Origin of the sequence: Thauera phenolivorans (assembly GCF_001696715.1) — a bacterium.
In the GTDB taxonomy this organism is placed as follows: Bacteria; Pseudomonadota; Gammaproteobacteria; order Burkholderiales; family Rhodocyclaceae; genus Thauera; species Thauera phenolivorans.
The window spans coordinates 203,356-206,308 of record NZ_MBFM01000004.1 but is presented as its reverse complement, the minus strand read 5'-3'; the positions used below and the strand labels follow the sequence as shown (position 1 = coordinate 206,308).

Annotated in this window: 1 protein-coding gene and 1 pseudogene; both read left to right on the top strand. The window is 65.5% G+C overall.

Annotated elements, in window-relative coordinates:
- Positions 1 to 1,608, top strand: a 1,608-nt coding sequence (locus BB334_RS18205) for a DNA-directed RNA polymerase subunit beta (RefSeq protein WP_456300359.1), incomplete at its 5' end; no start/stop codon positions are given.
- A 77-nt stretch (positions 1,609 to 1,685) separates the two neighbouring features.
- A pseudogene (locus BB334_RS18005) lies at positions 1,686 to 2,953 on the top strand (DNA-directed RNA polymerase subunit beta'); the annotation flags it as partial.

Genomic DNA, 2,953 nt, shown 5'->3' with positions numbered 1-2,953 from the left:
ATCTCGGAGCGGGTCGTCGCCGAAGACCGCTTCACCTCGGTGCACATCGAGGAGCTGACGGTAGTCGCGCGCGACACCAAGCTCGGCGCCGAAGAAATCACCCGCGACATCGCCTCGCTCGGCGAGGCTCAGCTGTCGCGTCTGGACGAATCCGGCATCGTGTATATCGGTGCCGAGGTCGAGGCGGGCGACGTGCTGGTGGGCAAGGTCACGCCGAAGGGCGAGACCCAGCTCACGCCGGAGGAGAAGCTGCTGCGCGCGATCTTCGGCGAGAAGGCGTCCGACGTGAAGGACACCTCGCTGCGCGTGCCCTCGGGCATGACCGGCACCGTCATCGACGTGCAGGTGTTCACCCGCGAAGGCCTCGAGCGCGACAAGCGCGCGCAGTCGATCATCGACGACCAGCTGCGCAGCTTCAAGACCGACCTCGCCGACCAGATGCGCATCGTCGAGCGCGACGCCTTCGCCCGTATCCGCCGCATGATCGTCGGCCAGACCGCCAACGGCGGCCCGAAGCGCCTGGCGAAGGGCAGCGAGATCACCGGCGAGTACCTCGACGGCCTCGAGTTCTACCACTGGTTCGACGTCCGCATGGCGGACGAGGCGCTGGCCTCGCAGCTGGAGGCGGTGCGCGAAGGTCTCGAGACCACCCGCAAGGACTTCGAGCAGGCCTTCGAGATCAAGAAGAAGAAGCTCACCCAGGGTGACGAGCTGCCGCCGGGCGTGCAGAAGATGGTCAAGGTGTACCTGGCCGTCAAGCGCCGCCTGCAGCCGGGCGACAAGATGGCCGGCCGTCACGGCAACAAGGGCGTGGTGTCGAAGATCGTGCCGGTCGAGGACATGCCGTACATGGAGGACGGCACACCGCTCGACATCGTGCTTAACCCGCTCGGCGTGCCTTCGCGGATGAACATCGGCCAGATCCTCGAGACCCACCTCGGCTGGGCGGCGAAGGGCCTCGGCCAGAAGATCGACCGCATGATGCAGGCGAAGGCCTCGGCCGACGAGCTGCGCGGCTTCCTCGACCAGATCTACAACGGCAGCGGTCAGGCCGAGGACATCGCCGGCCTGAGCGAGGACGAGATCGTCGACCTGGCGTCGAACCTGAAGAAGGGCGTGCCCTTCGCGACCCCGGTGTTCGATGGTGCGAAGGAGGCCGAGATCCGCCAGATGCTGGATCTCGCCGGGCTGCCGGTCGGTGGCCAGGTCACGCTCTACGACGGGCGCACCGGCGAGGCTTTCGAGCGCTCGGTCACCGTCGGCTACAAGCACGTGCTGAAACTGCACCACCTGGTCGACGACAAGATGCACGCCCGCTCGACCGGTCCGTACTCGCTCGTCACCCAGCAGCCGCTGGGCGGCAAGGCGCAGTTCGGCGGCCAGCGTTTCGGCGAAATGGAAGTGTGGGCGCTGGAGGCTTATGGCGCGGCCTACACGCTGCAGGAGATGTTGACGGTCAAGTCGGACGACGTCACCGGCCGTACCAAGGTGTACGAAAACATCGTCAAGGGCGAGCACAAGATCGATTCCGGCATGCCGGAGTCCTTCAACGTGCTGGTGAAGGAAATCCGCTCCCTCGCGATCGACATCGATCTCGACCGCGACTGAAGCGAAACCCCCTGACCCTGCCCGCGATTGAATCCAGGGACGCAGCGTTCGCCGCTGCGTCCCCGATGGAGTGATACATGAAGAGCCTGCTCGCTGACCTGTTCAAGCAAACCCTGCCGTCCGAGGAAGAATTCGACGCGATCACCATCGGTCTCGCGTCCCCGGACAAGATCCGGACCTGGTCGTACGGCGAAGTCAAGAAGCCGGAGACCATCAACTACCGAACCTTCAAGCCCGAACGCGACGGCCTGTTCTGCGCCAAGATCTTCGGCCCGGTGAAGGACTACGAGTGCCTGTGCGGCAAGTACAAGCGCCTCAAGCATCGCGGCGTGATCTGCGAGAAGTGCGGCGTCGAGGTGACCCTGTCCAAGGTCCGCCGCGAGCGCATGGGCCACATCGAGCTGGCCTCGCCGGTCGCCCACATCTGGTTCCTGAAGAGCCTGCCGAGCCGGCTCGGCATGGTGCTCGACATGACTCTGCGCGACATCGAGCGCGTGCTCTACTTCGAGGCCTTCGTCGTGGTCGAGCCGGGCCTGACCCCGCTCAACCGCGCCCAGCTCCTGACCGAGGACGACTACCTCGCCAAGGTCGAGGAGTACGGTGACGACTTCGACGCGGTGATGGGTGCCGAAGGCATCCGCGAGCTGCTGCGCACGCTCGACGTGAACCTCGAGATCGAGAAGCTGCGCGGCGACCTCGAGACCACCGGCTCGGAAGCCAAGATCAAGAAGTTCTCCAAGCGCCTGAAGGTGCTCGAGGCCTTCCAGCAGTCGGGCATCAAGCCCGAGTGGATGATCCTCGAGGTGCTGCCGGTGCTGCCGCCCGACCTGCGCCCGCTGGTGCCGCTCGACGGCGGCCGCTTCGCGACCTCCGACCTCAACGACCTCTACCGTCGCGTCATCAACCGCAACAACCGCCTCAAGCGCCTGCTCGAGCTCAAGGCGCCCGACATCATCGTGCGCAACGAAAAGCGCATGCTGCAGGAGTCGGTCGACTCCCTGCTCGACAACGGCCGTCGCGGCAAGGCGATGACCGGCGCCAACAAGCGCCCGCTGAAGTCGCTCGCGGACATGATCAAGGGCAAGGGCGGCCGTTTCCGCCAGAACCTGCTCGGCAAGCGCGTCGACTACTCGGGCCGTTCCGTCATCACCGTGGGCCCGCAGCTCAAGCTGCACCAGTGCGGCCTGCCGAAGCTGATGGCGCTCGAGCTGTTCAAGCCCTTCATCTTCAACAAGCTCGAGCTGATGGGGCTGGCCACGACCATCAAGCAGGCGAAGAAGATGGTGGAGTCGCACGAGCCGGTGGTGTGGGACATCCTCGAGGAGGTCATCCGCGAGCATCCGGT